This window comes from Kosakonia sacchari SP1 (genome assembly GCF_000300455.3).
Lineage (GTDB): Bacteria > Pseudomonadota > Gammaproteobacteria > Enterobacterales > Enterobacteriaceae > Kosakonia > Kosakonia sacchari.
This window is the reverse complement of sequence record NZ_CP007215.2, coordinates 4,244,701-4,271,096: the sequence shown is the minus strand read 5'-3', so window position 1 is coordinate 4,271,096 and position 26,396 is coordinate 4,244,701. Positions and strand designations below refer to the sequence as shown.

Here is a 26,396-nt window from a genome sequence, read left to right as displayed (position 1 = left end):
AGACCAGGAATATTGGGCGCTATTTTTTTGACCGGCAGCTATTTAGACTTAATAGTGGAGATAACCATTTCGCAATATTGTTATGGTTGACTGCCTTTTGCCTGGCTTCTTTTTTTACGATAAGGATTGTTATGACTTCCGAAACTCATGGTTCCGTGGCGGTTCCCGTGCGCCGTTTCCTCTTTCAGGGCAGCGGGAAAGGCTATTTCGTGGTTTGGCTGGTTAATATTTTACTGACCTTAATAACGCTGGGGTTATATTTGCCGTGGGCGTTAGTGCGCGCACGTCGTTATTTTTATGAGAATACTGAACTTAGCGGTGCGCGTTTTTCTTATCACGCGACCGGGCGTTCTATTTTTGTCGGCTGGCTCTGCCTGCTGGTGCTGTATGTGATTTTCTTTATTAACGTGGCCTACCAGAACGTGCTTTTACAGCTCTGTATGATGGGGCTGTTCCTGATTTTCTTCCCGTGGTTGATTACTCAGGGTCTGCGTTATCAAATGTTGATGACAGAGATTAACGGCGTGCGTTTTAATTTCTACGCCACTCCTTTGCGCGCCTGGTGGGTGATGATGGGATGCCCGTTGCTGATTATTATCGCCTCGGTGGTGGTGTTCTCCCTCTTTGTGACTTCGGCATTAAGTAGCGGCTCATATGGCGCTATTTCGGTGATGATTGGTATCGGTACATTGGTATTACTGCTGGGTATTGCCATTATGCAGGGCGTATATGCTGCGCAATGGTTTGGCATGCTGATTAATAATTTGCAGTACGGCAAATTGAAATTCTCGGCTGAAATTTCAATGAAAAAATGCATCACCATTGTGGTGCTGTCGATGCTGCTGTTTGTACCGTTTATTGTGCTGGTGATGGTTCTGGTTATGCCGTCACTGATGGCCATGCAAGAGTATGCCTACGTAGCAGGTGGCGATCCGGAACAATTAGCGATGATGATGGGGCCGCTTTACGGCAAACTGGCGCTGAGCTACCTGATCTATATTGCCGGGGCGATTGTCTGCTTCCTTTTCGCGTTTGTGAAACTGCGCGCCTATATTTACGGGCAACTGGCGCTGGAAGGGAACATTCGTTTCTCCTCAACGGTAGCCATGGGTCGTATGTTCTGGATTTCTGTGTCTAACATGCTGGTGTGCTTTATTACGCTGTTCCTGGCATGGCCGTGGGCGAAAGTGCGCATGACGCGTTATCTGCTGGAAAATACCCATGTTCATGGCGATCTGGAAGCACTGACGCTGGAAGACCACGGTGTGCAGCCGGCGAAAGATCCGGCGAACCTGCTGGCTCGCGGCTTGTCGTTCTACCCGGCGGTGCTGTAATCAGGGGCAATTTGCCGGATGGCGGTGACGCCTTATCTGGCCAGAAAATAAAAAAGCCGGGCAACGTTGCCCGGCTTTTTCTTCTGCGCGATGATTACAGCGCGGCGATAACCGCCTGCTGCTCAATCAGCTTCGCTTTCGCTTCCGCATAGCCATCCAGCTTCTCGCGCTCTTTGGCAATTACCGCTTCCGGCGCGCGCGCCACGAAGCCTTCGTTGCCCAGTTTGCTTTCGATGCGGCCAATTTCCTGCTCAACTTTCGCCACTTCTTTCGCCAGACGCGCCAGCTCGGCATCTTTGTCGATAAGACCCAGCATCGGGATCAGCAGCTCTGCGCCATCGACGATTTTGGTTACCGAAACCGGGCCTTTATCGTCGGCAGGCAGAATGGTGATGCTTTCCAGACGCGCCAGCGTTTGCAGGAAGCTCAGGTTGTCGTTCACACGACGCTTCGCGTCCTCGCTCGCGCTACGCAGCAGCAGCTCCAGCGGTTTACCCGGCGCGATGTTCATTTCGGCACGAATGTTACGTACCGCGATGATCGCCTGCTTCAGCCACTCGGTATCTGCCAGCGCTTTCTCATCCACCTGCGCTGCGTCATACTGCGGGAACGGCTGCAACATGATGGTGTCGGCGGTAATGCCTTTCAGCACTTTCACGCGCTGCCAGATGGTTTCGGTGATAAACGGAATGATCGGATGCGCAAGGCGCAGCAGACCTTCCAGCACGGTCACCAGCGTGTTGCGGGTACCGCGCAGTTCCGCTTCAGAAGCCCCATTCATGACCGGTTTGGTCAGCTCCAGATACCAGTCACAGAACTGGTTCCAGGTGAACTCATACAGAATGCCCGCCGCGATATCGAAGCGGAAGTTATCCAGCGCGTCACGGTACGCTTTGATGGTCTGGTTGAATTCCGCCAGGATCCAGCGGTCTGCCAGCGACAGCACCATTTCGCCGCCGTTGAAGCCGCAATCCTGATCTTCGGTGTTCATCAGCACAAAACGGCTGGCATTCCACAGCTTGTTACAGAAGTTACGGTAACCTTCCAGGCGTTTCATATCCCAGTTGATGTCGCGACCGGTCGAGGCCAGCGCCGCGAGGGTGAAGCGCAGGGCGTCGGTGCCGTGTGGTTCAATGCCGTCCGGAAACTGTTTTTCGGTGCGCTTGCGGATTTTCTCCGCCAGCTGCGGCTGCATCATGTTGCCGGTGCGTTTTTCCAGCAGATCCGCCAGCGAAATACCGTCAACCATATCCAGCGGGTCAATCACGTTGCCCTTGGATTTGGACATCTTCTGGCCTTCGTCATCGCGGATAAGACCGGTCATATAGACGGTTTTAAACGGCACCTGTGGCTTGCCATCTTCATCTTTGATGAAGTGCATGGTCATCATGATCATGCGCGCAATCCAGAAGAAGATAATGTCGAAGCCGGAAACCATCACGCTGGTCGGGTGGAACTGGCGCAGCGCGTCGGTGTTTTCCGGCCAGCCGAGGGTCGAGAAGGTCCACAGCGCGGAGGAGAACCAGGTATCCAGCACGTCGTCGTCCTGGCGCAGGGCGACATCGGCGGCCAGATTGTTTTCCTGGCGCACTTCGTCTTCGTTACGGCCAACATACACGTTGCCTTCGTTGTCGTACCACGCCGGAATGCGGTGGCCCCACCACAACTGGCGGGAGATACACCAGTCCTGAATATCGCGCATCCAGGAGAAATACATGTTTTCGTACTGTTTCGGCACAAACTGGATGTCGCCGTTTTCCACGGCTTCCACCGCTGGTTTCGCCAGCACATCGGCGCGAACGTACCACTGGTCGGTGAGCATCGGTTCGATAACCACGCCGCCGCGATCGCCGTACGGAACGGTCAGGTCGTGCGGTTTGATCTCTTCCAGCAGGCCAAGTCCGTCCACCGCCGCGACAATTGCTTTACGCGCGGCAAAACGCTCCAGCTTCTGGAACTCAGCCGGGATATCCGCCGGGTAAACATCGGATTCGTTGCCGTTGGTGTCGTACACCTGTGCGCTTTCACGGATATCACCGTCAAAAGTCAGGATGTTGATCATTGGCAGCTTGTGGCGACGGCCGACTTCATAGTCGTTAAAGTCATGCGCCGGGGTGATTTTCACGCAGCCGGTGCCTTTTTCCATGTCGGCGTGTTCGTCGCCGACAATCGGAATGCGGCGGTTGACCAGCGGCAGTACCACGAATTTACCAATCAGATCTTTGTAGCGCGGATCTTCCGGGTTCACCGCCACGCCGGTATCACCGAGCAGGGTTTCCGGGCGCGTGGTGGCAACCACCAGGTAATCTTTACCGTCGGCGGTTTTCGCGCCGTCGGCCAGCGGGTAGCGGATATGCCACATTGAGCCTTTCGACTCGCGGTTTTCCACTTCCAGATCGGAAATCGCCGTGCGCAGTTTCGGGTCCCAGTTCACCAGGCGTTTGCCACGGTAAATCAGGTCTTCTTTATACAGGCGGACGAACACTTCTTTTACGGCGTTAGAAAGGCCTTCGTCCATGGTGAAGCGCTCGCGCTCCCAGTCCACGGAGTTGCCGAGACGGCGCATCTGGTTGGTGATGGTGCCGCCCGATTCTGCCTTCCACTGCCAGATTTTTTCGATAAAGGCGTCACGGCCGTAGTCGTGGCGGGTTTTACCTTCTTCCGCGGCAATTTTACGCTCCACCACCATCTGGGTCGCGATACCGGCGTGGTCGGTACCGACCTGCCACAGGGTGTTTTTGCCCTGCATGCGCTGGTAACGGATCATGGTATCCATGATGGTCTGCTGGAAGGCGTGGCCCATATGCAAACTGCCGGTGACGTTCGGCGGCGGGATCATGATGCAGAAGCTTTCCTGGCTTTCATCACCGTTCGGTTTGAAATAGCCCTGCTTTTCCCACTGCTCGTACAGCGGCTGTTCGATATCTTTGGGGTTGTATGTCTTTTCCATTATTTCCAGGTTGCCGTGTTCAGGTTGAAACCAGCCATGCGGTACGCTTTATAGCGTTCGCGCGCCAGTTGTTTCAGAGAATCTTCGTGAGGAACGAAGTCTATCACTTCTGTGAAAGCGGTGGCAAAATCTGCAAATTCCGCGCGCAGGCTGATCAAAATATCGCGCGGGCTGCTGTTGCGTTTTTGGGGCCAGGCCAGCTCCACTGGCGCACCGCCGCGTGGTCCTTCACCTGCCAGGTTGTGCGGGACAAAGCTCTCCGCCGGGCGCGCCCACAGCGCTTCATCCAGTCGAATTGCTTGCTGCTCATCGGCACAGGCAATCAGCACGCGTTTACCGTTACGCCAACGTTCTGCGGCAATTTCACACACCAGTTGTTCGACGGCGTTTAAGCCATCAGCGGCGTTGTCATTGTCCAGAAGGTAGAACGTTGCATTTTTCATATATGGGGCTTTTGGTTGAGGATTTAAACGCTATAGCCGTCGTCTTTCACGCTGCCTCTTTATTGGGCTGTCGCCGCGATGCAATGCGAAATCCGCGGGAGATAGCGTTCATATTGCGCGAGGTTACAAGCCGGATAAGCGCAGCGCTATCCGGCCTTGACGACGCTTACTCTTCGCCGTTAAACCCGGCGCGGTTCAGCAGGAACTGCGACAGCAGCGCCACCGGACGACCGGTTGCGCCTTTGGCTTTACCAGAACGCCATGCAGTACCGGCGATATCCAGGTGCGCCCAGTTGTACTTACGGGCAAAGCGAGAAAGGAAGCAGCCGGCGGTAATTGCCCCGCCAGGACGGCCGCCGATGTTCGCCATATCCGCAAAGTTGGACTCCAGCTGTTCCTGGTACTCATCAGCCATCGGCAAACGCCATGCGCGATCGCCCGCCTGCTCGGAGGCGCCAATCAGCTCGTGCGCCAGCGGGTTGTGGTTCGACAGCAGCCCGGTGATGTGGTGGCCGAGTGCAATCACACACGCGCCAGTCAGCGTCGCGACATCGATTACCGCTTCCGGCTCGAAACGCTCAACGTAAGTCAGCACGTCGCACAGCACCAGACGGCCTTCGGCGTCGGTGTTCAGCACTTCTACCGTCTGGCCGGACATGGTGGTCAGCACGTCGCCCGGGCGATAAGCGCGCCCGCCTGGCATGTTTTCACAGCCAGCAAGCACGCCAATGACGTTGATCGGCAGTTGCAGTTCAGCAACCATGCGCATCACGCCATACACCGCCGCGGCGCCACACATGTCGTACTTCATCTCATCCATGCCTTCGGCAGGCTTGATGGAGATACCGCCGGAGTCGAAGGTCAGGCCTTTACCGACCAGCACGATTGGGCGAGCGTCTTCTGCCGGGTTGCCTTTGTATTCAATCACCGACATCAGCGATTCGTTCTGCGAACCCTGGCCGACCGCAAGGTATGAGTGCATGCCCAGCTCGCGCATCTGCTGCTCACCAATCACGCGGGTGACCACGTTTTTGCTGTAGGTGTCGGCTAACTGGCGCGCCTGAGACGCGAGGTAGCCCGCGTTACAGATGTTTGGCGGCATATTGCCGAGATCTTTTGCTGCTTTGATGCCGGCGGCAATGGCCAGACCGTGCTGAATGGCGCGCTCGCCACTGGTCAGCTCACGACGGGTCGGCACGTTGAATACCATTTTACGCAGCGGGCGGCGCGGCTCGCTTTTGTTGGTTTTCAGTTGGTCGAAGCTGTAAAGGGTCTCTTTCGCGGTCTCAACGGCCTGGCGTACTTTCCAGTAAGTATTGCGCCCTTTTACATGCAGTTCGGTCAGGAAGCAGACGGCTTCCATTGAGCCGGTATCATTCAGCGTGTTAATGGTTTTTTGAATCACCTGCTTGTACTGGCGCTCGTCCAGTTCACGCTCTTTACCGCAGCCAATCAGCAAAATACGTTCGGAGAGGACATTCGGTACGTGGTGCAGCAGTAAAGTCTGCCCCGGCTTGCCTTCCAGTTCCCCACGACGCAGCAGCGCACTGATGTAGCCGTCACTGATTTTATCGAGTTGCTCGGCGATCGGAGAGAGCCGGCGCGGTTCAAAGACGCCGACAACAATGCAGGCACTCCGCTGTTTCTCCGGGCTACCGCTTTTTACACTGAACTCCATGCACTACGCTCCTGAATCTTAAAGACAACGGCGGCGGCTACGGATAGAATTGCAAGCTTTCGTAACTCGTGTCCGCTGTTGCGGTGACTTCGTGTTAATCTTAATGTTACTTCGGTTTCGGCACGTCAGAATCGGGTCTTACGCACGTATCCGCTGAGTATATTAATCTTAGCGATCATTTCGACGACTCAAGAGAATAAATGACGTTTAAGCCATGAAACAAGCTATTTTCCAGCAAAAATACTGGTTTTTACGGGCGTATTTAAAGTGATAATCATAAGATATCTGGTACGGGAGACGCTAAAAAGCCAGCTTGCGATCCTATTCATCCTGCTTCTGATTTTCTTTTGTCAGAAACTGGTCAGGATTTTAGGCGCAGCCGCTGATGGCGAAATTCCGACGAACCTCGTGCTCTCACTGCTGGGGCTGGGCGTGCCGGAAATGGCGCAGCTTATCCTGCCGTTGAGTCTGTTCCTCGGTCTGTTGATGACGCTGGGCAAACTTTATACAGAAAGTGAAATCACCGTAATGCACGCCTGCGGCCTAAGCCGCGCGGTATTGGTGAAAGCGGCGATGATCCTCGCGTTGTTCACCGGCATTGTCGCTGCGGTCAACGTTATGTGGGCTGGCCCGTGGTCTTCCCGTCATCAAGATCAAGTGCTCGCAGACGCGAAAGCGAACCCTGGCATGGCGGCGCTGGCGCAGGGACAATTCCAGCAGGCGACGGATGGCAACTCGGTGCTGTTTATCGAAGGCGTTGAGGGCAAAAACTTCAAGAATGTCTTCCTCGCGCAGATTCGTACCAAAGGTTCCGCCCGTCCATCAGTCGTCGTAGCGGATTCCGGACATCTCTCGCAGCATAAAGATGGCTCTCAGGTGGTGACGCTCAATACCGGTACCCGCTTTGAAGGCACCGCGATGCTGCGCGATTTCCGCATCACCGATTTCCAGAACTATCAGGCAATTATTGGTCACCAGGCGGTGGCGCTCGATCCGTCGGATACCGAGCAGATGGACATGCGCACGCTGTTCAAAACCGATACGCCGCGCGCACGCGCCGAGCTGCACTGGCGCTTAACGCTGGTGTTTACAGTGGTGATGATGGCGCTGATGGTGGTGCCGCTGAGTGTGGTCAACCCGCGTCAGGGCCGTGTCCTGTCGATGCTTCCCGCCATGCTGCTTTATCTGGTCTTCTTCCTGCTGCAAACCACGCTGCGCTCGAACGGCGCGAAAGGCAAACTCGATCCGTTGGTGTGGATGTGGCTGGTAAACCTGGCCTATTTAGCGCTGGCAGTGGTGCTGAACTTGTGGGATACGGTGCCAATGCGCCGGGTTCGCACCCGTTTTATGCGTAAAGGAGCGGTATAATGCAGGCTTTTGGCGTACTTGACCGCTATATCGGTAAAACCATTTTCACCACCATCATGATGACGCTGTTCATGCTGGTGTCGCTCTCCGGCATTATCAAGTTTGTCGATCAGTTGAAAAAAGCCGGGCAGGGGAGCTATGACGCGTTGGGTGCCGGGATGTACACCATTCTCAGCATCCCGAAAGATATTCAGATCTTCTTCCCGATGGCGGCGCTGCTTGGCGCGCTGTTAGGGTTGGGCATGCTGGCGCAGCGCAGTGAGCTGGTGGTTATGCAGGCTTCCGGCTATACCCGCATGCAGGTGGCGTTGTCGGTAATGAAAACGGCCATCCCGCTGGTGCTGCTGACCATGGCGATTGGCGAGTGGGTCGCGCCGCAGGGTGAGCAAATGGCGCGTAACCAGCGTGCGCAGTCGATGTATGGCGGCTCGCTGCTCTCCACGCAATCAGGTTTGTGGGCGAAAGACGGTAACAACTTTATCTATATTGAGCGCGTAAAAGGCGACGATGAACTCGGCGGCGTGAGCATTTATGCCTTCAATAAAGAGCGCCGTTTGCAGTCGGTGCGCTATGCCGCGTCGGCGAAGTTCGATCCGCAGGAGAAACTCTGGCGGCTGTCGCAGGTTGATGAATCTAACCTGACGGACCCGAAACAGGTTACCGGCGCGCAAACCGTGAGCGGCACGTGGAAAACGAACCTGACGCCGGATAAACTCGGTGTGGTGGCGCTGGACCCGGACGCGCTCTCGATCAGCGGTTTGCACAATTATGTGAAATACCTCAAATCGAGCGGCCAGGATTCCGGGCGCTACCAGCTCAATATGTGGAGCAAAATCTTCCAGCCGTTGTCCGTGGCGGTGATGATGCTAATGGCGCTGTCGTTTATCTTCGGGCCATTGCGTAGTGTGGCAATGGGCGTACGTGTTGTCACCGGCATCAGTTTCGGCTTTGTTTTCTACGTGCTGGATCAGATTTTCGGCCCGCTGACACTGGTATACGGCATACCGCCGGTGGTTGGTGCGTTGTTGCCAAGTGCCAGCTTTTTCTTGATTAGCCTGTGGCTGATGACGCGAAAAAGCTAGTTGATACCTGAAAAGAGAGGCTGAGGCCTCTCTTCTTTTTTCTGCAAGGAGCACCGTATGTTGATACGCGCAGCAACGCATCTTTCAGCCATGATCGTCTCTTGCTTGTTGAGTGCGCTGGTTACCGTGGCGATGCTAAGCGCGCAGTGGGCGCTTTCCATCTTCAGTGATTGCGCGGTGTTAGTGCTTGAACTGCTGGTGGCCGTTATTGCGCTGAGCCTGGTGCGTTGGCTGATCCAGCGAGCGGATGCGCTGGCGCAGCTGGTCGGTACCGTGCGGCGCGGTTCGCCGCAAGAGTCACAGGCAGACCGGGTACTCGCCCGTTTTCGCGTGGCGGAAAACACGCTGAGCAGTCTGTGGATCGCTTTTTCACTTCCGGCCCTCGCCGGGTTCTTCCTTATGGATTCGCATACCGCCATGTATTTGCACGCTGCGTTGCTGGTGCTGGCGATTAGCGGGGCTATTGTGCTGGGCAACCGTCTCGACACGCTGCGCAACCTGCGCGGTTACGCGACAGACTTTGGCCGCAAAGCGCCGTAAATCCCTTCAGTAAAATCTGTTCTTTACCCCGTCCCGCACCGCGCGGGCTATGCTTGAGGAACGATTCACAACTTTTTGGAAACTTATGTCCAGATTCTTTTTCAATGACCGCAAACAGCTGGTCAATGATGCCATTGAAGGTTTGGTAATTTCTGCACCACACGGCAACCTCGTTCGACTCGATATCGATCCCGCTATTCGCATTGTGGCCCGCGCCGACTGGGATAAAAGCCGCGTAGCGGTGATTTCCGGCGGCGGTTCCGGGCATGAACCGGCGCACGCCGGGTTCGTTGGCAAAGGGATGCTCACCGCCGCCGTTTGCGGTGATGTATTCGCCTCGCCAAGCGTGGATGCGGTACTGAACGCGATTGTGGCAGTTACTGGCGATCGCGGCTGTCTGCTGATCGTCAAGAACTACACCGGCGACCGGCTGAACTTCGGCCTCGCGGCAGAGAAAGCCAAGCGCTACGGGCTGAAGGTGGAAATGGTGATCGTCGCAGATGACATCGCCCTGCCGGACAACAAGCAGCCGCGCGGCATCGCCGGTACGGCACTGGTGCATAAGATTGCGGGCCATGCTGCGGAGCACGGAAAGTCGCTAAGTGAAGTGCGTGATATCGCTCAGCAGGCCTGCGACAATGTTTTCAGCCTCGGGCTGGCGATGGAGAGCTGCAACCTGCCGGGCGGCGATAGCGAAGAGGGGCGCATTCAGCGCGGCAAAGTCGAGCTGGGGCTGGGGATTCACGGCGAACCTGGCGCGACCACCGTTGATACGCACAACAGCAAGATGCTCATCGATACGCTGGTTAAACCGCTAAAAGCGGCGGTGGGTAACGATCGGGTGGCGGTGCTGATTAACAACCTCGGCGGCGTCTCGGCGCTGGAAATGGCGCTGCTGACCAAAGAACTGGCGCATTCAGCCTTAAAAGAGCAAATTGCCTATCTGATTGGTCCCGCATCAATTGTTAGTTCACTGGATATGAAAGGGTTTTCGCTGTCCGTATTGCGCCTGAATGACACCTTCGAGCAGGCGATTTGCGCCGATGTGCAGACCGTAGGCTGGCAGAAACCGGTGCCGTTTGCGCCGATGAAAACCCAGCCGCACAGCGCGGTGTATGACGGGCTTGAAATTGAGCCTTCCGACAACCCGCAGGTGAAAGCGCTGGTTAATACAGCAGTCGATACATTGATTGACCTTGAAAACCGGCTAAACGCGCTGGATGCGAAAGTGGGCGATGGCGATACTGGTTCAACCTTTGCTGAAGGGGCGCGGGAAATCAAACGTCTGCTGGAGCAAAATGCCCTGCCGTTGAACAACACTTCGCAACTGCTGCAACTGGTTGGCGAGCGACTGGCGACGGTGATGGGCGGTTCCAGCGGTGTGCTGATGTCGATTTTCTTCACCGCCGCAGGTCAGTCCGTACACAACGGCACGGCGTTGCCGGAAGCGCTACTGCTGGGGCTGAAGCAGATGAAACATTATGGCGGTGCGGATCTCGGCGATCGCACGCTGATCGATGCGCTGCAACCGGCGCTTGAAGCGCTGCGCGATAGCGGGCTGGATGCCGCCGTTGCCGCTGCAAAAAGCGGTGCGGCCAGCACAGCATCGATGCAAAAAGCGGGTGCCGGGCGCTCATCGTATGTGAACAGTGAAAATCTCGACGGGGTAACCGATCCGGGGGCTGTCGCGATTGCGGAAGTGTTTGCTGCTATTAGCAAGTAAAACCCGCCTTGCTGGAAAGCGGCTTTGATTTCGCGTTTGAAGGGTGTACCGAAAACCGTACGATCTGCCCGCCAGGCCAGTCGGAAGTCAATCCAAAGACATTAAGGCGACCCAAACTCTGGCGCTGTTCGCGTTAACAAAACGGGTTAGCGCAATAAAAAGCCCGGCAATAATATAGCCGGGCTTTTTCACATCAGAAATCCGCTTTTAACACCACGCGGTAACGGGCTTTGCCGTCGCGTACGTGCTGCAACGCTTCGTTAATCTGCGACATCGGGAACATTTCCGTGGTCGGTGCCACTTTCGCGCGTCCGGCGAACTTCATCAACTTACGTAGTTCATACGGTGTGCCGGTTGCGGAGCCGGAAACGCTGCGATCGCCTGCGATCAGCGTAAAGGCCGGGACTTCGAGCGGTTTCAGCACTGCACCAACGGTGTGGAAATGCCCGCCGTGCGTCAGCGCCTCAAAGTAGGGCTGCCAGTTCAGATCAACATTTACCGTGTTGATGATCAGATCGTACTGACCCGCCAGGGCTTTCAGCGCATCCGCATCGCGGCTGTTCACCACGTAATCGGCACCCATAATGCGCACTTCTGCCTCTTTCGCCGGGTTCGAGCTAAACGCCGTTACTTCGCAGCCCATCGCGTGCAGCAGTTTAATGGCGATATGGCCCAGCCCACCGATACCGATCACGCCAACGCGGCTGGTGGCGGTGATGTTGTGCATCAGCAGCGGTTTAAACACGGTAATGCCGCCGCAGAGCAGCGGGCCGGCGGTTTCGATATCAATGCTGTCCGGCAGCGGGATCACCCATTGCCAGTCGGCGCGCAGTTTATCGGCAAAGCCACCGCGATTGAGAATGGTTGGTACCGCACCTTGCTGGCAGTTGATCTGGTTGCCATCAATACAGGCATCACAATGACCACAGCTGCGCGCTGTCCAGCCGATGCCCACACGTTGGCCGATTTTCAGCCCTTTGTTTTGTGCCGCGCTGCCCAGATCCACCACGCGGCCAATCACTTCATGCCCGGCGACCAGCGGATACTGGGAGAAACCCCATTCGTTATCGATCATGGAGAGATCCGAATGGCAGATCCCGCAGTAATCCACCTGTACTTCCACATCTTCCGCCGCCAGCGGGCCAGCGTCGTATTCCTGCAATTCGAGCGCGGCACCAGCCTGCGGTGCGGCGTAGCTTTTAATGATGCTCATAACGGATTCCTTTGATTCAGAGGGAGTCGCATGAAGTGTAGGGCATCTGCACGCTCTGCGGCAGCCTGTGCATGTGCATACCGCCCGTTTCGTTAATGTATGGCGGTCTATGGCGCGCCGCAGGCCGCTATTTTCGGATTTTCCATACGGCTATTTTGGCGCGGTGACTTTGCAACACGATGTGTCCGAACCATCCTCAAAAGGTGCAGTATCCACCTCAAACCAGGAGCAACCACCATGGCGAATCAACCGCAAAGTACAGGCGCTGGCGGCCTGGCGCTAATTAAATCTTTTGAAGGACTTAGGCTGGAAAAATACAAAGATGCCGTCGGGAAATGGACGATTGGTTACGGACATTTGATTTTACCGAATGAAAACTTCTCCCACCCGATTACTGAAGCCGAGGCCGAAGCGCTGCTACGCGCCGATCTGTTAATGACCGAGCGCGGGGTACACAAAGCCGTGACGGTGGATCTCAATCAGAACCAGTTTGATGCGCTGGTAGCGTTCACCTTTAACCTCGGCGCAGGCAATTTGCAGAGTTCGACACTGCTTAAACTGCTCAACCAGGGGGAGTACGCGCAGGCGGCAGATCAGTTTCTGCGCTGGAACAAAGCGGGCGGTAAAGTGCTTGCCGGGCTGACAAGGCGGCGTGAAGCCGAGCGCGCGCTGTTTGTAAAACCTGTTTAACCGGGCACGCGCCTTAGGCCATTTTCCCCGTTTTTTACCGCCATCCAGCCAATATTTTCAGCCTCTTCGCTCTATTACTGTGGGTTTGCGAATTCGCAACGCGATGTTTTCGTATAACCCACAGGAGTATGCATTATGGATTCACAATTTATTGGATCGGTCATTAATGCACTGCCGCTGGAGCACATGATTGGCGGCCCACTGCAGGCAATGATCAAAGCGCAGGTGCAGGCAAGTAAAGCGTACGCCGACTTCCTGCTCTCGGTGTGTATCAAGGATGGTAAGGCGGAGTCGGTGCAGTTTGATTACGACGAAACCGTGGTGGATGACAAGGGCGTTATCCAGGGCGTGGTGAAAAAGACCATGCGCATCCCGCTGCTGGCGGCTATTTCTCACCCTAACATCAGCATCGAAGAGGGCACCATCGACTTCGAGCTGGAAGTCTCTCAGAGCGAAGCCAGCAGCAGCCAGACCGAAGCGGAAGCCTCGCTGGAAGCCTCTGTTGGCTGGGGGCCGTTCAGCGTGAAAATCACCGGTCGCGTCTCGCACAAAGCCCAGCAAACCCGCTCCAGCGATACCCGCGCGAAGTACAGCATCCATACCCAGGTTAAACGTCAGCCACCACCGGAAGCTCTGATGCGCGTGATTGATTTCCTGACGGATGCCGCAACACGCCCGGCTGTCCTGCCGTCAGAGGCGAAAAAGCTGGAATCGAAACAGCTTGATGCCTACCCCGAAACGCCTGCCACAGCGGAAAAAGCGCCGGCGTAATTCTCACTATCTTCACCCTGAGGCTGCCTGGCAGCCTCATTTCTCACGGAGCGCACTATGTCAATGAAAGACTGGCTTCGCGGCAACCGTGGCGCGGAACCGAAGGCGGACTCACCTGCGCCGCCGCCACCGCCGGAGGAGAGTGCCGGGCTGCCACCTGCCGATCCGCCACCCGAAGATGTCGCTGGATTACCGCCAGCCGATCCACCGCAGGATCCGCCACCGCCACCGGGCGACGGCACGCCACCCTCTACTTCAGGTGTGACGCTGGCCGATATCACGCGCGGCATGCAACATGCGGCCTCGGCGGCAAACCAGCTGATCGCGCATCAGTACATGCAGGCGCTGGATCCCTTTTTTGAACACAGCGACGACGGGCGGCTGGTGCCGAAAATCGTCGAAATGGAGCTGGATGAGCGACACCACTTCAAATTGCCGCTGGTGGCGCTCTCCACACCGCGCGGGCTGATGCTGGAGAAGATGAAAGTGTTTCTCACCGTGCGCACCGACGCGGTGGAACAGCAGAGCGCAATGTCCGGCACACCTGACGACGCGGTCAGCCGTTTTCACGTCAGCATGTCGCCGCCGAGCCACGGAGCCAGCGGGCGCGACAGCGGACATGTGGATATCGAAATGCAGTTCACCGTACTGGAGCCGCCGGAGAGCGTGTTGCGGCTTATCGAAGAGTACACCCGACAAGTTCTTCCCCAAGTAAACGACAGGAGTGATGACAATGGCTAATCAACCCCTGAGCACCGGCGCTGCCGGGCTGACGCTGATTAAATCTTTCGAAGGGCTAAGCCTTGAGAAGTACCGCGACGCGGTAGGCAAATGGACCATCGGCTACGGGCATTTGATTTTGCCCAATGAAAACTTCCCCCAGGCGCTGAGCAAAGTGGAGGCGGAAGATCTGCTGCGCGCCGATCTCGGGATGACCGAGCGCGGCGTGCATAAATATGTGACGGTGGATCTCAACCAGAACCAGTTCGACGCGCTGGTCGCTTTCGCCTTTAACGTCGGACTTGGCAACCTGCAGAACTCAACGCTGCTGCGCCTGCTCAACCAGGGCCAGTATCAGGAGGCGGCGGATCAACTGCCGCGCTGGAACAAGGCCGGCGGCAAGATTCTGGCGGGGCTGACGCGCCGCCGTGATGCCGAACGTGCGCTGTTTCTGGCACCGATTAACTGACTCATGGAGCAAATAGATGAAACGATATCTCCCGATAGTCACCTTTGTCGGTCTGCTGTTAACTCAGCCCGCCTGGGCCGAGTTGCCGCAGTGCAGCGCGGTGGTGCAGGCAGCTAACCAGGAGCTGGCAAAACTCAATAAGAAAACCGTTCAGGACGACAAGAAACTGACGGCTCTGCTCAAAACCCTGAACCGCGATGACGTGCTGCCAGCCGATTACGTCACGCGCGAACAGGCCATCAAACTGGGCTGGAGCGGCAAGGCGGAGGACTCGTTATGGAGCGTGTGGGCGCTGAACAAGAAGCAGTTGGGCGGCGACCCGTGGAGCGGTAAACCGCTGCCGGGTAAAGGTAAATGGTATAGCGCAGATATTGATAGCGTACGCGGTCTGCGCAGTAACAAGCACCTGATTTACAGCCCGGACAGCGCGACGCGTTATCTCACTACAGATAACGACGCCACGACCGTCACGCTTCCTCCTTGCCAATAGTCGCTATTGCGGCCTCATCCCATTCGTTGAGGCCGCCTGTTCAGGAGGTAATGCGATGGCCGCAGATGGACTGCAATTGCTAAGCCAGGGGCTGGCCGCGCTCGCCGGATTGTTTGGCGGGCTGAGCGTGTCGTTTTTCTGGCAGCCGAAAAAACTGCATCAACACGGGCGCCTGGCCGCCGGAATAATCATCGGCGCGATTAGCGTGAGTACCACTTTCACGCTCGGCGGGTTTATTGCCCGCTGGCTGGGGATGAACTTTAAAGACAGCGATATTGCCATGGGCATCGGCTATTTTGTTGGCGCGATTAGCGTCGGCATGATTGCCTGGCTGGCCAATTTCTTTAACCGCCGCGAAGGACATGACATTTTGCAGGTGGCCGGTGAGTTAAAACGCGCGGCTCGCGGCGTGAAAGCAGCACCGCGTCGCCGCGCGCCACGACGTAAACCAGGGGAATCATCATGACGCTTAAACTCCTTTTTTGGGCCATCACGCTGGTGGATGTGGCGATTGCGGTGATCATTTTTGTGAGCGCCCTTAGCAGCCGCATGCTTGATATTCCACTGTGGTATCGCATTGGGCTTTTAATTACGGCGTTCGGTTTTACCGTGCAGGGCTGTTTAAATTTACCCTATCTGTTGTTTAACGTGATATTAATGGCTCAGGAGTTGCCTTTCTGGATATTAAAAGATGTGGGTATTGGGATAATCTCAATTTATTATTTTTGGCACACCATGCACAAAGAGGATAAGTCCGGAAAAACACCGATACGTAAAAAAACGGTGGCGGTGAAAAAGGCGCCTGTCGCTAAAAAAACTACTGAGACTAAAAAAACGCCAACCCCACGCACACCACGTAAGAAAACACCCGCACAATAATTAACGCGGAGTGGTAAATTTATTTTACTGCTCCGTGAAATGGCCCAGGCCATTTATTATTCCTGCACTGGTCACTTGCCAAATATTCTGAAATTCACTCGGGCGGTAATTTAATTCTGCGAATTCGCACTTTCTTTATTCCACTCGCAGGAGATGATTATGTCTGTAAACTCTGTTTTTTCACGTAAGGTTAAAACGCGCAGCATTATTTCTGTGGCTGCGGTATCGCTGTTTTTATTTTCAACCGGAGCTATGGCCGTTAATGTCGGCCCGGCCTGTAATTTGCCCGGCGCTGGCCTGACGGCCGCTCAGTGGGCGCAGAATCAGGATAACGCCGGTGGGCATATGACGGTTTGCCATGTCGGTAAATCTGATGCATGGCTGCAGCAGCGCACGGTTGCCAACCAACCGAGCTGCCCGCAAACGAATACCGCCTCGACATGGACGGATGCGGATGCGGCGTGGAATTCTATCGGCAACACTATTCAGGCGTTCTGTGCTGGCGCGACCAACAATACCGCAGCGGTTAATTTCACGATTGCGCTGGGTGGGAATGGCACTGTGAACGTGGGCAGGGCGTATGGCAATGGCGCTTTTTATAATATCGCCAACGATCGCCAGGCGTTTATCCGCTTAGTGAATAACGGTGGACAGTGGCGCGTACAAACAAGTTATCCGAGAAATTAAGTTAAACGACAGGAGCATTATGCCCACGCATAATGCTCCTTTTATGCTCAGGAAAAAATAAGCTAACGCGAATCAAATAAAGATAATCAGGACTACTCTTCCGAATACATCATCGCGGCCTGAGTGCGGTTATTTACATTCAGACGGCGAAAAATCGATTCCAGATGCGCTTTCACCGTGCCCGCGCTGATATTTAAATGGCGGCTAATTTGTTTATTTGACTCCCCGGCGGCCAGCAGCTTCAAAATCTCACGCTGGCGTTCGCTCAGGCGGGCAAGGGCGCTGTGCCCATTGTCCAGCAACGTAATGCTCTCCTGTGGCAGGCAGAACATCCCCAGCGATGCGCTACGCAGTGTCTGAGCGATGGTTTCCGGGGGCGAATCGCGCCGGACAAACGCTACCGCGTGATGATTTAAAAATAACCGTAATAACGACGGCTGACATTTATTCATCAGCATCACTACGGGGATATTCGGATGATGACAGGCTAAAATATCCAGCAATTCGAGGCTCGAGGTTTTATTACCATCACCATCAAGCAGAATTAACGATGCCGGAAAGTCATTAAGCGTATCATCGATATCGTTTTGATTATTCAGTCCACGAACTTTTACCTCCGGAATATATTGCGATAGTACTGATGCCATTCCTTCAATAAATATTGACTGCTTGTCAATCATGAGTACATGCATACGTTATCTCCACGTAATAGCGTTCGCCATTGAGACTGGTAATCATCAAAGTATTCAATGAAATGCAAAAAAAGAAACAGGCTAATTGTCATAGGTCTTTTAACCGATATGACGAATGAAACAATATGGAATGGTATAAAGTGGTTGAAGAAATATTATATATGAAGAATGGTCGCTTCGCTATTTCACGGATTATTAGCAGGCTCTGTTTTTACCAATATCGGCAGAGCGGCACAAACGTTTATTTTGTTAGGCGGATTATTTGCAAGACTGACTATAGAAGGGAGAAGGGAGAAGGGAGAAGGGAGAAGGGAGAAGGGAGAAGGGAGAAGGGAGAAGGGAGAAGGGAGAAGGGAGAAGGGAGAAGGGAAGCCTGGAGTGCTAGCGGATTGTGACCCTGGAAGGGCCGGGGCTGATATGGAATGTTCAAAGCTGGGCGCCGGAAGGAGGAACGTTCTGGAGCGTAGGGGGAAGCGGGTAAGGGAGTAAGAGGTTAAAAGGGGTTTAAAGAGGAAAGAATTTATAAAGAAAGAGGTGACAGCTTGTAGAACGTTGATTTTTTCAGCACTTAGCGGCGTATGACAACATCGTGACTTGCATAGCCGCCCGCGGCAGGTATAATCCAACACGTTTCCGCATCCCCTTCAGTGCCGAAGTGGCGAAATCGGTAGACGCAGTTGATTCAAAATCAACCGTAGAAATACGTGCCGGTTCGAGTCCGGCCTTCGGCACCATCGGAACATCAATAGACGTCAACGGACGTCTTTTTTTGTGCCTGAAATCCAGTATCCGCAAGGCTTTCCTCGCTTTTTCACTCAACCTAAGTCAACCTGATTCAATCTACATCAACTTACTGATGCGGGTACAACTGCGGGTATATCCCGGTTCGATAAAGTTTGTACCCACAAAGAACCCTTGAAAGGATACTCATCATGGCTCTGAGTGATGTGAAGGTTCGTTCGGCAAAGCCTGAAGCAAAAGCCTATAAACTAGCTGACGGTGAAGGCATGGTTTGGACTGACCCCGCCCCGGTAGACGATCCTGCCCTATAGTTGGACTGACCCCGCCCCGGTAGACGATCCTGCCCTATAGTTTGAGCATAGGAGGAGCGTATGGGCACACCACGATTTACACCTGAATTTAAGGAAGAAGCCGTCCGTCAGATAACGGAACGCGGTTATTCCGTCGCCGAAGTTTCTGACCGGCTGGGCGTTTCAGCACACAGTCTCTATAAGTGGTTACGGGCTATTAAACCCGATAACAGCGAGCAGCATGCCCGTGATTTACTGGAAGCGAAAAGCGAGATCCTGAAGCTCAGGGCCCAACTGAAGCGCACTGAGGAAGAACGGGACATACTGAAAAAGGCCGCGCGGTACTTTGCAAGGGAGCCCGACTGAAGTACCGCTTTATCAATGAGCACCGCACTGTATGGGGTGTCATGACGATGTGTCGGGTGTTGTGCGTTGCCCGGGCCGGGTTTTATGCGTGGCTGCATAACCCGGTCTCCGCGCGGGATAAAGATAACCAGCGTCTGCTGACGCTTATCCGTGACTCCTATTCACTGAGCGGAGGCGTATACGGTTACCGCCGGGTTCATGGCGACCTGAACGAAATCGGGGAAATCTGCGGTAAAAATCGGGTGGGCCGTATTATGCAACTGAACCGGATTAAAGCCGTGCGCGGCTATAAAGCTCCGCGTCGTATCGCCGGCAGACCTTCAGTGGTTGCGCCTAATCGTGTGCAGCGGCAGTTTACCGTTGTCCGGGCCAATCAGGTCTGGGTAACCGACATTACCTATATCCGCACCTGGCAGGGCTGGTTATATCTGGCGGTGGTTATCGATCTCTTCGCCCGTAACGTGGTGGGCTGGTCGATGAAACCCACTCTCTCACGCGAACTGGCGCTGGATGCGCTCATGATGGCCGTGTGGCGACGAAAACCGGACGGCGAGGTTATCGTACACAGCGATCAGGGCAGCCAGTACGGCAGCGACGACTGGCAGCGCTTCTGCCGGGCCAATAACCTGGCCCCGAGCATGAGCCGGCGTGGCAACTGCTGGGATAATGCGGTAGCGGAGTCGTTCTTCAGTTCGCTGAAAAAAGAACGGATCAGAAAGCGCATCTATAAAACCCGGGATCTGGCCCGGGCCGATATCTTCGATTACATTGAAGTGTTCTACAACCGGGCCCGGCGCCACAGCCATCTCGGCGGCGTCAGTCCGGAGGCCTTTGAACAGGCCTCGTCGTGAGGACAGGAAATGTCTACTGTTGTGGGGTCAGTCCAACTATAGGGCAGGATCGTCTACCGGGGCGGGGTCAGTCCAACTATAGGGCAGGATCGTCTACCGGGGCGGGGTCAGTCCAGATTTTCATTTTCAAACTGTTCCGGACTGAGACCGCCACAGGCACTGTGGCGACGCCAGCGATTGTAATCACACTCAATATAATTAAACACCGTCGTCCTCATTATTTCACGGCGGGTAAAGCGTACTCCGTGGATGCACTCCACCTTCAGAGAGTGGAAGAAACTTTCCACACAGGCATTATCGTAGCAGTTGCCTCTGGCACTCATACTGCCCCGCAGATTATGTCGTTTCAGTAGCGCCTGATAATCCGCTGAACAGTACTGACCACCACGATCCGTGTGAACGATGACATTTTGCGGCCTTTTACGCCGCCACAGGTCGATGACGACAGCCAGATATAGCCAGCCTTCATCAGTACGAAGATACGTTATGTCGCCCGCCCACTTCTGGTTCGGGCCGCGAGCGTGAAAATCCTGCTTCAGCAGATTCTCTGATACCGCAAGCCCATGCTCACGGTAACTGACCGGGCTGAACCGGCGTGAGGCTTTTGCCCGCAGGCCCTGTCGGCGCAGGCTGGCCGCCACGGTTTTTACATTGAAGCGATACCCCCGCGCACGTAATTCATCTGCCAGTCGCGGTGCGCCGTAGCGCTGTTTTGCCTGAGTAAAAACCTCGCACACTGCGTTGTCACAACGCTTACGGAACTGTTGGCGTGAGTTTAACCTCACACGCCGCTGACACCAGTCATACCAGCCACTACGGGCCACCCGGAGGACGCGACACATGGTTTTGATACTGAATTCAGCCTGGTGATTTTCGATGAAGACATACTTCATTTCAGGCGCTTCGCGAAGTATGTCGCGGCCTTTTGGAGAATGGCCAGTTCTTCGGCCTGCTCCGCGACCTGGCGTTTGAGACGGGCATTTTCGGCAGCCAGTTCATTCTCGCGCTCTGACGAGGTCATCTGTTGCTGCTGTTTGCTGCGCCAGGCATAAAGCTGAGATTCATACAGGCTAAGTTCGCGGGCGGCTGCGGCCACACCAATGCGTCCAGCCAGTTTCAGGGCTTCGTGACGAAATTCAGGCGAGTGCTGCTTGCGTGGCTTTTTGGTGGTTGGTGCTGGTTTTGTCATGTGAGTCACCTCTGGTTGAGAGTTTACTCACTTAGTCGCGTGTCCACTATTGCTGGGTAAGATCAGATTGCCTACGTTTCACATGATCTTGATGATGGGGGCTGGTAATTTCATACTAATCAACCTGAACCAGTGACGCAGGATGATGCTATGTTGCTCAGCTTGAAGAATATCGTTGATCTCGATCCCTCTATTGCAGATCTTGCTGGATTACAGCCTGGATGGCATGCCTGGCGTGACAGCAAGGAAAGCAAATGGCAGATATCAGCGCAAAATGTTTGAAGCCAAATAGCCCTTAGGACTGAATGTGAGGGGAGGGTGGATAATTTATATGGTAAACAAACCGGAACCACAAAAATCGAACTGATTTAACAGGCACCTAACCTAAGTGGGCTGCCCCACGACACAGTAGATATTTTGCTGCCCTCTCGATAGACCCTGAACAAAGGCCATCCGGGTACGGGAAGCCCGCTTCAGCGCGGTATAACGGCAGCCACGGCGGCGATACAGGCGCTGGCTGGTGGCAATATTAAAGCCGCGCTCGCAGGTGCCGCTGCGCCGTATATTGCTGGTGAAATTGTGAAACAGATCCCGGACACCAATCCCGCCGGACTTGTTCTTGCACACGCGGTGGTCAATGCGGCACTGGCAGCGGCGAGCGGAAAAAACGCAGCCACTGCAGCGGCAGGCGCTGCAACGGGTGAACTGGCCGGGATAATTGCCCTCGACGCGTGGGGCATAAAAGATGTCAGCAAACTAAGTGAGGAGCAGAAACAAACTGTTTCGGCGCTGGCCACTTTAGCGTCCGGGCTGGCTGGTGGGAGACAGTGGGGCAAATGCTATAGCGGGTGCGCAGGCCGGTAAAACGACGGTTGAAAACAACACCGAGGGATATGAGGACGAGCAACGGCCGGCTCCGTATGGTGTCTTGCCAGGCGATGTAGTGATGGCGAAAGCCAGGGAGGATGTAGCCAAGAGTATCGATAAAAAAATAAAAACGTGGATAGATTGGCTGGACAACGCGACTGAATGTATGTTCGGATGGGTGTGTTATTCGGAGTACGACAAGAAGCAGCTTACTGATACTGCTGGAGACCAGATTTATAATCCGGACCTGACAGGTGGGAAATTGGTTAATCCTGATCGGAGTGGTGAACAGGGAGCAACGCATACCGGTTCTGATCAACCTTTTGAATAGGGAGCAACCAATACAGGTAACCCAGACGGTAACCCAAATACTGGCGGTAATACGACGGTTACCCCCATCCCTGATGGTCCAAGTAAAGATGATTTGGCTTATCTAGCCCTTAAAGGAAAAGAAGCCGATAAAGCCGCTAAAAATTTGGGATTTGATCCCAGAATTCCTCCATATAAAGTAACATTTAATTCACATGGTCAACCTGCATACTTTGGCGGTAAAACCTATATTACACATGATATTGATAGCCATAATGTAACAAATGACTGGAAAATGTTTGATCGCAAAGGAAACAGGATGGGAACTTATGATGAAAATTTAAACAGGATTAAGGACTAATTATGTTTGGTATTTTTCCAGAAAAAGAAGTTGTACATGTTGAGGGCGAACTAGTTTTGCCAGCAGCAATAGTAATAAACGACTATAAAGAAGCAATGAACATCCTTCTTTCATATTGGACTCTGAATGATTACAAAAAGAATTGGCTTGTGTCTCTTGAACAGGGATTTAAGAATAGGAACCATGCAGCTTTAGCTGTCTCAATGTATGAGCCTGATAATGCAAATTTTATATTTACATGGGTTTTGTATTTTTGTGGTGCTAAAGTTTTTGTACAAAATAAAATATTATTTCTTGATAAATGCAATGCCTTTTCTGCTGAAAAAATAAATGAGTTCATTGAGCCTCGCATTACCCATAATGAAGATGGTGTGAAAATATCAGAATGGAGTGCTGATATGGAAAGTGTCATCAAATTTTATGAGTTCCTAAAGGAGTAAATACTATTTGGTAATCTATTTCGCTAAAATGAAGTGATGTTTTAAAAATATTTCCACAAGAAATACGTCCAAGCCCGGAAATCTCAAAAAGTACGTGGAGGTAAAACAGGTGTTCTTACAAATTTACTGAGTCCATCAAAGGATGACGCTCTTAATCAAGCGCAGGTGACCTGCTCAGAGGCTTTTTTCATTGGACCATCTGATAAAGCAATAGTATTACAGACAATATTTATGATTAGGAATGAGTCCGAAAATTTATCGCTATCATTCCCAAAAATGGGGTTAAGAAATAATGTTTATTGAAAGTAGTCCTGATGAGTTAGATCTTCTGGCTTTTTTTGAGAGTTCCCCTGTTTGTTTGGATAAAGATGCTGGTAGCTTTTTATATGAATATAGTGATGATTATGGCTTTTGCGTTCAATTTTCATACAGCATTGCTGCCGGTTGGATTCAATATAACCTGACAAGTGGTCAGCACGAAAATGCCCACAGTTATATTGAGGGAGTGAGCTCATTCTCTATAAGAAATGACAAGTCGGGGGAGTATTTATATGCGGAAAGCCGCCATGGAGAATTTCTTACCAGAATAGAAGTGCGTATAAAGCCATATGTGGTAGTAAACAGTAGTGTGTTAATTATGTAACCTAAAGTAGGTTGCGTAAATAATGAGCAAGGATAGATTCTGTTATGCCGTGCAAGAATTCACCTGATGTAATGTTGTATCGAAAGAGCGTCCTGTTCCCAAGGCGCCATACGGCATCTTTATTATTTTCGTTATCTCCTCCCATAAATATTACAGATCTCTAAAAGAAACTCGCAGTGATATATTTTATCCATAACGAATGAGGTAAATCATCATCACATGAATCTTTATTATTTGGTTTGCCGGGTAAAGCAGCTAAGCTATTTCAGCGAAGGAGTAAATAGCTTCGAGATAAAAATTGAAATTTCAGGGGGTAAGTTTTTTTAATATGCTGACGCAAATAGGAGTTAGATTAAAGCCAGAAATATCTATTATGTGTAACGGTTTATTAAAATAAACTTATAAAGTTGAATCATTTTGTATAATTACAAGCGCTTTTTGCATCGACATTGTATTATTACCCGTCAAATTTACCCAAAATCCCTCTCTCCCCGTCATTTTCCCTACACAGAACCGGCATAAAGTAGTGCGATCTGTCATGAGGGAAACCACCAATGAAGCTCGTAAAACTCGCCGAAACCTGGATAGACCCCAGCGTACGCATACGCGAATGCAAAATTGGCCAACAGTGTGAAGTGCTGGCCAACAGTTTGATGGAGTACGCCACGCTGGGGGATTTCTCCTACCTGGGGGAATACTGCACCGTCGCCGATGCGCAGATCGGTAAATTTGTGGCGATCGCCAACAATGTGCGTATCGGCGCGCCCAATCATCCGATGGAACGCCCGTCGCAGCATCGCATCACCTACTGCCCCGAGTACTACTCTGCCAGCGCCACGCGCGATCACGACTTTTTCGCGCGTCGCCGTGGCGACAGCGTCACCATTGGCAATGATGTTTGGATCGGCCATGCGGCCATTGTATTGCCTGGCGTGACCGTGGGCGACGGCGCGGTGATCGCCGCCGGTGCGGTAGTGAGTAAAAATGTCGCGCCTTACACCATCGTCGGCGGCGTCCCGGCAAAAACGATCCGCTTGCGCTTCGCGCCGCATATCGGCCACCAGTTGCAGCAGATTGCCTGGTGGGACTGGCCGCTGGAAACCATCATTGAGCGGCTGGCTGATTTTCAGGATGAACGCATCGAGGCATTTTGCGAAAAGTGGAGTAAACCGTAACAGCGCTATCGCTGCTCCCGGGTGCAGAGTGCGATCACCATGCCCGCCACGGCTGCGCCGCACAACAGATGAAAGACGACTGACCATGCGGTTAAGTCCGGCTGCGCGCCCAGCAGCACGGAAATGATCGCGAGCATCATCGCTCCGGCGATGTATTGGCTGGTAATCATCAGCGCACTGGCGCGCCCCTGCTGGTGCGCGGGTACTGCCATTAACCCCACGGCAAACATTGCCGGGTATATCAATCCGTGGCCAATACCGCTCAGCGCAATGCCGAACATAAACGCGGGCGACATCGGATCCTCCAGCGAAATGGCCAGCAGCCACAGGCCGAGCACGGCGCTGGCAAATCCTGCCGTCAGTACTTTCGCGCTGGCATAACGCGCCGTTAGTCGGGTGTAGAGCGCGTTGCCCGCCACAATCAGCAGCGCCAGCGGCGTGAACAGTAGCCCGGTGGTGACGGCGTCGAGCTGTAATGTCTGTTGCCACAAGAGTGTCATGGCGTAGAACTGGCTGCCGACGCTCGCCATATAACAGGCGCTGCTCAGCCAGCCACTTTGTAGGCCTGGCAGGCTGCGCAAGGCGCGCGATAACAGCGGCTGCGGGGCAAAGCGCTCATGCAAAATAAACAGCAACAACATCGCCGCTGCCAGCCGGTTGGCGAGAAAATCCGCCGTGCCCGTTTCGCCATAGCGCATTAACGCCCATACCAGTGCGCCGGCGGCTGCGCAGCCAACCAGCGCACCAACGCCGGAACGTGGCGTGTCACGTTGCGGGATCAAGTGCTGAAAATCGCGCTTCACCCGCCACAGCGCCAGCAAGCCTGGCGGCAGGTTGATAAAGAAGATTGCCCGCCAGCTTAGCGTTGTGAGTACGCCGCCGAGTACCACGCCCGCCACCAATCCAAGTGCGCCAATCGCACTCCAGATTGCCAGCGCGCGGCGGTGCGATTTTCCGTGAAAGCGTTGCCCGATCAGGGCCAGCACCGCGGGTTGTAGTAGCGCTGCGGCGATGCCTTGCCCGGCGCGGGCAACCAGCAACAGTTCGCCACTGTGTGCCAGCCCGCCGAGGGCGGATGCCAGTAAAAACAGCGCCATGCCGGTGCTGAAAACGCGCCTTGCGCCAAAGCGATCGCACAAGTTTCCGCCGAGCAACAGTAGCGCGGCGAAGGTCAGGCCGTAGAGCGACACCACCCACTGCATCGCGCTAAGCGAGAGCTGTAAATCGTGCGCCAGCGTTGGTAGCGCAACGTAGATAATGGCGTAATCCAGCGCGATCAGCGCCTGGGCGATGCCTGGCGCCAGCAGTGCAAAATAGCGTGTTGAAGCGGGCGCAGCCAGTGCGTTGAGTTGCGTCATGAGGTTTTCCTGTTAATCTACAAAGGATGAATAACATTCATGGTTATTCCCGATGCATGAAAGGCTACGCCTTTATT

Annotated in this window: 29 protein-coding genes, 1 tRNA gene and 2 pseudogenes; 25 read left to right on the top strand and 7 right to left on the bottom strand. The window is 53.9% G+C overall.

Features of this window, described 5'->3' with window-relative positions:
- Nucleotides 1-131: 131 nt before the first annotated feature.
- The gene (locus tag C813_RS43190) at nt 132-1,334 is read left to right on the top strand and encodes a YjgN family protein (protein WP_017459075.1); all 1,203 of its coding nucleotides are present in this window, start codon (nt 132-134) and stop codon (nt 1,332-1,334) included.
- 94 nt (nt 1,335-1,428) lie between these two features.
- On the opposite strand, the gene C813_RS43185 is transcribed toward C813_RS43190, so the two are convergent.
- From C813_RS43185 to pepA, 3 genes are all read right to left on the bottom strand, one after another.
- Nucleotides 1,429-4,284 carry a valine--tRNA ligase gene (locus C813_RS43185; RefSeq protein WP_017459074.1) on the bottom strand — a complete coding sequence of 952 codons (2,856 nt, stop codon included), beginning with the start codon at nt 4,282-4,284 and terminating at the stop codon, nt 1,429-1,431.
- On the bottom strand, nt 4,284-4,727 hold the full coding sequence (holC, locus tag C813_RS43180; protein WP_017459073.1) for a DNA polymerase III subunit chi: 444 nt from the start codon (nt 4,725-4,727) through the stop codon (nt 4,284-4,286). The genes C813_RS43185 and holC overlap by 1 nt, the downstream gene beginning before the upstream one ends.
- Nucleotides 4,728-4,893: 166 nt before the next feature.
- Nucleotides 4,894-6,405: a leucyl aminopeptidase gene (pepA, locus tag C813_RS43175; protein WP_017459072.1), complete on the bottom strand. Its 1,512-nt coding sequence runs from the start codon at nt 6,403-6,405 to the stop codon at nt 4,894-4,896.
- 153 nt (nt 6,406-6,558) lie between these two features.
- Between pepA and C813_RS47610 the strand changes: the two genes are divergently transcribed.
- The 5 genes from C813_RS47610 to C813_RS43155 all read left to right on the top strand — a co-directional run bounded on the left by C813_RS47610 (nt 6,559) and on the right by C813_RS43155 (nt 11,118).
- Nucleotides 6,559-6,609, top strand: coding sequence for a hypothetical protein (locus C813_RS47610; RefSeq protein ID WP_216848985.1), 51 nt, complete (start codon nt 6,559-6,561; stop codon nt 6,607-6,609).
- Between the two features lie 63 nt (nt 6,610-6,672).
- The gene (gene lptF, locus C813_RS43170; protein ID WP_017459071.1) at nt 6,673-7,773 is read left to right on the top strand and encodes an LPS export ABC transporter permease LptF; all 1,101 of its coding nucleotides are present in this window, start codon (nt 6,673-6,675) and stop codon (nt 7,771-7,773) included.
- Nucleotides 7,773-8,855 carry an LPS export ABC transporter permease LptG gene (gene lptG, locus C813_RS43165; protein WP_017459070.1) on the top strand — a complete coding sequence of 361 codons (1,083 nt, stop codon included), beginning with the start codon at nt 7,773-7,775 and terminating at the stop codon, nt 8,853-8,855. Before lptF ends, lptG begins: the two co-directional genes overlap by 1 nt.
- Nucleotides 8,856-8,912: 57 nt before the next feature.
- Nucleotides 8,913-9,395 (top strand): hypothetical protein, encoded by a 483-nt coding sequence (locus C813_RS43160; RefSeq protein WP_017459069.1) that lies wholly within the window; start codon nt 8,913-8,915, stop codon nt 9,393-9,395.
- Between the two features lie 85 nt (nt 9,396-9,480).
- Nucleotides 9,481-11,118 (top strand): dihydroxyacetone kinase subunit DhaK, encoded by a 1,638-nt coding sequence (locus tag C813_RS43155; protein WP_017459068.1) that lies wholly within the window; start codon nt 9,481-9,483, stop codon nt 11,116-11,118.
- A 193-nt stretch (nt 11,119-11,311) separates the two neighbouring features.
- On the opposite strand, the gene ahr is transcribed toward C813_RS43155, so the two are convergent.
- On the bottom strand, nt 11,312-12,331 hold the full coding sequence (gene ahr, locus C813_RS43150) for an NADPH-dependent aldehyde reductase Ahr (RefSeq protein ID WP_017459067.1): 1,020 nt from the start codon (nt 12,329-12,331) through the stop codon (nt 11,312-11,314).
- 237 nt (nt 12,332-12,568) lie between these two features.
- Between ahr and C813_RS43145 the strand changes: the two genes are divergently transcribed.
- The 8 genes from C813_RS43145 (at nt 12,569) to C813_RS43110 (ending at nt 17,037) form a co-directional block, all read left to right on the top strand.
- The gene (locus tag C813_RS43145; RefSeq protein WP_017459066.1) at nt 12,569-13,021 is read left to right on the top strand and encodes a lysozyme; all 453 of its coding nucleotides are present in this window, start codon (nt 12,569-12,571) and stop codon (nt 13,019-13,021) included.
- Between the two features lie 135 nt (nt 13,022-13,156).
- Nucleotides 13,157-13,792, top strand: coding sequence for a DUF2589 domain-containing protein (locus tag C813_RS43140; RefSeq protein ID WP_017459065.1), 636 nt, complete (start codon nt 13,157-13,159; stop codon nt 13,790-13,792).
- A gap of 57 nt (nt 13,793-13,849) precedes the next feature.
- A complete protein-coding gene (locus C813_RS43135; protein ID WP_017459064.1) occupies nt 13,850-14,533 on the top strand; it encodes a DUF2589 domain-containing protein in 684 nt (227 codons plus the stop codon).
- Nucleotides 14,526-14,981: a lysozyme gene (locus C813_RS43130; RefSeq protein WP_017459063.1), complete on the top strand. Its 456-nt coding sequence runs from the start codon at nt 14,526-14,528 to the stop codon at nt 14,979-14,981. The genes C813_RS43135 and C813_RS43130 overlap by 8 nt, the downstream gene beginning before the upstream one ends.
- Nucleotides 14,982-14,997: 16 nt before the next feature.
- Nucleotides 14,998-15,471, top strand: coding sequence for a ribonuclease domain-containing protein (locus C813_RS43125; protein WP_017459062.1), 474 nt, complete (start codon nt 14,998-15,000; stop codon nt 15,469-15,471).
- Between the two features lie 55 nt (nt 15,472-15,526).
- Nucleotides 15,527-15,937, top strand: coding sequence for a hypothetical protein (locus C813_RS43120; RefSeq protein ID WP_017459061.1), 411 nt, complete (start codon nt 15,527-15,529; stop codon nt 15,935-15,937).
- Nucleotides 15,934-16,350, top strand: a complete 417-nt coding sequence (locus tag C813_RS43115; protein WP_017459060.1) for a hypothetical protein — start codon at nt 15,934-15,936, stop codon at nt 16,348-16,350. The genes C813_RS43120 and C813_RS43115 overlap by 4 nt, the downstream gene beginning before the upstream one ends.
- Nucleotides 16,351-16,509: 159 nt before the next feature.
- Nucleotides 16,510-17,037 carry an RNase A-like domain-containing protein gene (locus C813_RS43110; RefSeq protein WP_017459059.1) on the top strand — a complete coding sequence of 176 codons (528 nt, stop codon included), beginning with the start codon at nt 16,510-16,512 and terminating at the stop codon, nt 17,035-17,037.
- Between the two features lie 92 nt (nt 17,038-17,129).
- On the opposite strand, the gene C813_RS43105 is transcribed toward C813_RS43110, so the two are convergent.
- Nucleotides 17,130-17,729 carry a response regulator transcription factor gene (locus C813_RS43105; protein WP_017459058.1) on the bottom strand — a complete coding sequence of 200 codons (600 nt, stop codon included), beginning with the start codon at nt 17,727-17,729 and terminating at the stop codon, nt 17,130-17,132.
- Between the two features lie 125 nt (nt 17,730-17,854).
- Here C813_RS43105 and C813_RS43100 point away from each other — a divergent pair, with 125 nt between their 5' ends.
- From C813_RS43100 to C813_RS43080, 4 genes and pseudogenes are all read left to right on the top strand, one after another.
- The gene (locus tag C813_RS43100; RefSeq protein WP_017459057.1) at nt 17,855-18,124 is read left to right on the top strand and encodes a hypothetical protein; all 270 of its coding nucleotides are present in this window, start codon (nt 17,855-17,857) and stop codon (nt 18,122-18,124) included.
- A 254-nt stretch (nt 18,125-18,378) separates the two neighbouring features.
- Nucleotides 18,379-18,463: transfer RNA gene (locus C813_RS43095), tRNA-Leu, on the top strand.
- 198 nt (nt 18,464-18,661) lie between these two features.
- Nucleotides 18,662-18,742: pseudogene (locus tag C813_RS47420) on the top strand (DUF4102 domain-containing protein); the annotation flags it as partial.
- Nucleotides 18,743-18,841: 99 nt separating this feature from the next.
- Nucleotides 18,842-19,977, top strand: a protein-coding gene (locus C813_RS43080) for an IS3 family transposase (protein ID WP_202969604.1) whose coding sequence is annotated in 2 segments (ribosomal slippage) — nt 18,842-19,088 and nt 19,088-19,977 — 1,137 coding nt in all. Because the reading frame shifts where the segments join, the coding sequence is not laid out codon by codon here.
- Between the two features lie 107 nt (nt 19,978-20,084).
- Here C813_RS43080 and C813_RS43075 read toward each other — a convergent pair.
- Nucleotides 20,085-21,166 (bottom strand): IS3 family transposase gene (locus C813_RS43075; RefSeq protein ID WP_096325414.1). Its coding sequence is split into 2 segments (ribosomal slippage): nt 20,085-20,905 and nt 20,905-21,166, totalling 1,083 coding nucleotides; the frame shifts between segments, so codons are not numbered across the junction.
- Between the two features lie 150 nt (nt 21,167-21,316).
- Here C813_RS43075 and C813_RS47650 point away from each other — a divergent pair.
- The 7 genes and pseudogenes from C813_RS47650 (at nt 21,317) to C813_RS43050 (ending at nt 24,961) form a co-directional block, all read left to right on the top strand.
- The gene (locus tag C813_RS47650) at nt 21,317-21,448 is read left to right on the top strand and encodes a hypothetical protein (RefSeq protein ID WP_017457742.1); all 132 of its coding nucleotides are present in this window, start codon (nt 21,317-21,319) and stop codon (nt 21,446-21,448) included.
- Between the two features lie 297 nt (nt 21,449-21,745).
- Nucleotides 21,746-21,989, top strand: a pseudogene (locus C813_RS47605) (VENN motif pre-toxin domain-containing protein); the annotation flags it as partial.
- 120 nt (nt 21,990-22,109) lie between these two features.
- A complete protein-coding gene (locus C813_RS47600) occupies nt 22,110-22,364 on the top strand; it encodes a hypothetical protein (RefSeq protein ID WP_238593068.1) in 255 nt (84 codons plus the stop codon).
- A gap of 93 nt (nt 22,365-22,457) precedes the next feature.
- The gene (locus C813_RS47595; protein ID WP_238593042.1) at nt 22,458-22,703 is read left to right on the top strand and encodes a toxin C-terminal domain-containing protein; all 246 of its coding nucleotides are present in this window, start codon (nt 22,458-22,460) and stop codon (nt 22,701-22,703) included.
- Between the two features lie 2 nt (nt 22,704-22,705).
- Nucleotides 22,706-23,143: a hypothetical protein gene (locus tag C813_RS43055; RefSeq protein WP_017457744.1), complete on the top strand. Its 438-nt coding sequence runs from the start codon at nt 22,706-22,708 to the stop codon at nt 23,141-23,143.
- Between the two features lie 292 nt (nt 23,144-23,435).
- Nucleotides 23,436-23,786: a hypothetical protein gene (locus C813_RS47240; RefSeq protein WP_065369409.1), complete on the top strand. Its 351-nt coding sequence runs from the start codon at nt 23,436-23,438 to the stop codon at nt 23,784-23,786.
- A gap of 554 nt (nt 23,787-24,340) precedes the next feature.
- Nucleotides 24,341-24,961, top strand: a complete 621-nt coding sequence (locus C813_RS43050) for a DapH/DapD/GlmU-related protein (protein WP_017457745.1) — start codon at nt 24,341-24,343, stop codon at nt 24,959-24,961.
- A 5-nt stretch (nt 24,962-24,966) separates the two neighbouring features.
- Here C813_RS43050 and C813_RS43045 read toward each other — a convergent pair whose 3' ends face one another.
- Nucleotides 24,967-26,319, bottom strand: a complete 1,353-nt coding sequence (locus C813_RS43045) for an MFS transporter (protein WP_017457746.1) — start codon at nt 26,317-26,319, stop codon at nt 24,967-24,969.
- Nucleotides 26,320-26,396 lie beyond the last annotated feature (77 nt).

What these genes read in the sequence shown, in the direction of transcription:
- C813_RS47650 (WP_017457742.1), top strand. Translation starts at nt 21,317, where the DNA reads ATGTTGCTCAGCTTGAAGAATATCGTTGATCTCGATCCCTCTATTGCA.
- C813_RS43115 (WP_017459060.1), top strand. Translation starts at nt 15,934, where the DNA reads ATGACGCTTAAACTCCTTTTTTGGGCCATCACGCTGGTGGATGTGGCG.
- lptG (WP_017459070.1), top strand. Translation starts at nt 7,773, where the DNA reads ATGCAGGCTTTTGGCGTACTTGACCGCTATATCGGTAAAACCATTTTC.
- C813_RS43140 (WP_017459065.1), top strand. Translation starts at nt 13,157, where the DNA reads ATGGATTCACAATTTATTGGATCGGTCATTAATGCACTGCCGCTGGAG.
- pepA (WP_017459072.1), bottom strand. Translation starts at nt 6,405, where the DNA reads ATGGAGTTCAGTGTAAAAAGCGGTAGCCCGGAGAAACAGCGGAGTGCC.
- C813_RS43135 (WP_017459064.1), top strand. Translation starts at nt 13,850, where the DNA reads ATGTCAATGAAAGACTGGCTTCGCGGCAACCGTGGCGCGGAACCGAAG.
- C813_RS43145 (WP_017459066.1), top strand. Translation starts at nt 12,569, where the DNA reads ATGGCGAATCAACCGCAAAGTACAGGCGCTGGCGGCCTGGCGCTAATT.
- C813_RS47240 (WP_065369409.1), top strand. Translation starts at nt 23,436, where the DNA reads ATGTTTATTGAAAGTAGTCCTGATGAGTTAGATCTTCTGGCTTTTTTT.
- C813_RS43125 (WP_017459062.1), top strand. Translation starts at nt 14,998, where the DNA reads ATGAAACGATATCTCCCGATAGTCACCTTTGTCGGTCTGCTGTTAACT.
- C813_RS43190 (WP_017459075.1), top strand. Translation starts at nt 132, where the DNA reads ATGACTTCCGAAACTCATGGTTCCGTGGCGGTTCCCGTGCGCCGTTTC.
- C813_RS43130 (WP_017459063.1), top strand. Translation starts at nt 14,526, where the DNA reads ATGGCTAATCAACCCCTGAGCACCGGCGCTGCCGGGCTGACGCTGATT.
- C813_RS43050 (WP_017457745.1), top strand. Translation starts at nt 24,341, where the DNA reads ATGAAGCTCGTAAAACTCGCCGAAACCTGGATAGACCCCAGCGTACGC.
- holC (WP_017459073.1), bottom strand. Translation starts at nt 4,727, where the DNA reads ATGAAAAATGCAACGTTCTACCTTCTGGACAATGACAACGCCGCTGAT.
- C813_RS43100 (WP_017459057.1), top strand. Translation starts at nt 17,855, where the DNA reads ATGGAATGGTATAAAGTGGTTGAAGAAATATTATATATGAAGAATGGT.
- C813_RS43185 (WP_017459074.1), bottom strand. Translation starts at nt 4,284, where the DNA reads ATGGAAAAGACATACAACCCCAAAGATATCGAACAGCCGCTGTACGAG.
- C813_RS43160 (WP_017459069.1), top strand. Translation starts at nt 8,913, where the DNA reads ATGTTGATACGCGCAGCAACGCATCTTTCAGCCATGATCGTCTCTTGC.
- C813_RS43045 (WP_017457746.1), bottom strand. Translation starts at nt 26,319, where the DNA reads ATGACGCAACTCAACGCACTGGCTGCGCCCGCTTCAACACGCTATTTT.
- C813_RS43120 (WP_017459061.1), top strand. Translation starts at nt 15,527, where the DNA reads ATGGCCGCAGATGGACTGCAATTGCTAAGCCAGGGGCTGGCCGCGCTC.
- C813_RS43110 (WP_017459059.1), top strand. Translation starts at nt 16,510, where the DNA reads ATGTCTGTAAACTCTGTTTTTTCACGTAAGGTTAAAACGCGCAGCATT.
- C813_RS43105 (WP_017459058.1), bottom strand. Translation starts at nt 17,729, where the DNA reads ATGCATGTACTCATGATTGACAAGCAGTCAATATTTATTGAAGGAATG.
- C813_RS43155 (WP_017459068.1), top strand. Translation starts at nt 9,481, where the DNA reads ATGTCCAGATTCTTTTTCAATGACCGCAAACAGCTGGTCAATGATGCC.
- ahr (WP_017459067.1), bottom strand. Translation starts at nt 12,331, where the DNA reads ATGAGCATCATTAAAAGCTACGCCGCACCGCAGGCTGGTGCCGCGCTC.
- C813_RS43055 (WP_017457744.1), top strand. Translation starts at nt 22,706, where the DNA reads ATGTTTGGTATTTTTCCAGAAAAAGAAGTTGTACATGTTGAGGGCGAA.